This window comes from Streptomyces sp. NPDC101166 (assembly GCF_044768125.1).
Lineage (GTDB): Bacteria > Actinomycetota > Actinomycetes > Streptomycetales > Streptomycetaceae > Streptomyces.
In genome coordinates, this window is record NZ_JBIWPF010000090.1 from 1 (window position 1) to 1,587 (window position 1,587).

The 1,587-nt window shown below is 63.8% G+C and carries 3 protein-coding genes; 2 read left to right on the top strand and 1 reads right to left on the bottom strand.

Annotated elements, in window-relative coordinates; translation table 11 throughout:
- A partial coding sequence (locus ACIRS4_RS36590) for an endonuclease domain-containing protein (RefSeq protein WP_404204335.1) occupies positions 1–668 on the top strand: 668 nt, incomplete at its 5' end.
- 193 nt (positions 669–861) lie between these two features.
- A complete protein-coding gene (locus ACIRS4_RS36595; RefSeq protein WP_404204337.1) occupies positions 862–1,221 on the top strand; it encodes a hypothetical protein in 360 nt (119 codons plus the stop codon).
- 4 nt (positions 1,222–1,225) lie between these two features.
- Here ACIRS4_RS36595 and ACIRS4_RS36600 read toward each other — a convergent pair.
- A partial coding sequence (locus ACIRS4_RS36600) for an alpha/beta fold hydrolase (RefSeq protein WP_404204339.1) occupies positions 1,226–1,587 on the bottom strand: 362 nt, incomplete at its 5' end.

Consider the following 1,587-nt stretch of genomic DNA (forward strand, 5'->3'; position numbering starts at 1 on the left):
CCGTGCTGAGCCATCGCACCGCGGCCTGGCTGGCCGGGATGCTCCCAGAACCACCATTGATCGAGGCAACCGCTCCGACCACCATCCGCCGAAAGACGCCGCCGTGGCTGCATCTCTACCGCCGCGACCTCCGGCCGGACTGGATCGACCTCACATCCGACCTGCCGATGACGACCGGTGCCCGCACTCTGCTGGATTGCCTCCGGGTTCTCTCGAAGTCCGAAGCCGAAGCCTTGATCGACAATCACGCCGGTCATACTGTGCGACCACAGGATCTGCTCGACCTCTCCTCGGGCCTGCACGGCTCGCCTACCTTGCGAGCACACCTCGGAGCAGCCGCAGCAGGCTTCGCCTCGGAGCCGGAACGGATTTTCGGCCGCGCCATGCTCGAGCGCAATATCCGTCTACTCCCGAACCATCCAGTCGGCCAGTACAGGTGTGACTTCGTGGACGAACGCTCGTCCACCATCGTCGAGATCGATGGACGTGAGTTCCATTCGACTCCAGCAGCGTTCCGACATGATCGCCGTCGGCAGAACGCTCTCGCTCTCGAGGGATGGTTCATCCTTCGGTACGCCGCAACCGACGTCTTCCAACGTCTCGATGCGTGCGCGGACGAAGCAGCTGCGGCGATCCGCCACCGCCGCCGAACCCGCTGGCACCCCTGACTGTGCTATCCCTCCAAAACACCCTTCCCCCAGTCAGTTTCCTGTCCATCAGCCACCAGTTTTGGAGCCGGAAGCCAACCACACCTCCAAGGAATCGTTAAGCCACCCTCAAGGTCACCACGATCAACTACCTCTGCTGAGCACTTCCGTTCCAGCACAGATCAATTGATATCGAGCCACAAAGGTGAACAGCATGGGACCGACGTCCGCAGTCAGAGTCGCACTCGCAGCCGCCGCCACCGCGACCGCGGCAACCGTCATGGCCGCGCCGGCGCACGCCGACCTGTATCCGAACGCCTGCCTATACGTGGACAACCAGTTGGCCGGCACCGCCTACATCACCGTCCACAGCAGCATTCTCGGCGATGTCGACTGGGACATCAGCCCTTACACGTTGTCCTCCTTGAACTACAACGACAACCCCATCGCGACCGCCACCGGCGGATGGAACATCAGCTACACCCCTGGCAGCGCTCAGACCTCCTGGCGCTACGAACCCGGCTGGGCCCCCGCGTCGGGCTGCAATGGCTCCTGGGTGTTCACCATCAGCTAGCTGCCTACTCGACCTCAGCCGCCAACGCGATCAACCGCGCCCGCACCAGATCGGGCCGCTCGTCGACGACGAAATGCCCGCACCCCTCCACCAACTCGAGCTTGTAATCGTCCGCCTTGGCTGTCTCCGCCGCGGCCAACGAATAGTGCACCGCCGCATCGTCTTTCCCGAACAGCGCCCGCACCGGCACCGATGCCCGCCGGCGCTCCGGATTCCGTATCGACGCAGGCACCTCCCGCAACAGGAACGTCCGATACGTATCCCGCGCAGCCCGCGCAACCACCGGATCCTTGAACCGATCCGCGAAGATCGCAATCGTCTCCGGATCGAACCGACCTTCTCCCTTGGCAGCCGCCCCGAAAAGCG

What these genes read in the sequence shown, in the direction of transcription:
- ACIRS4_RS36595 (WP_404204337.1), top strand. Translation starts at nt 862, where the DNA reads ATGGGACCGACGTCCGCAGTCAGAGTCGCACTCGCAGCCGCCGCCACC.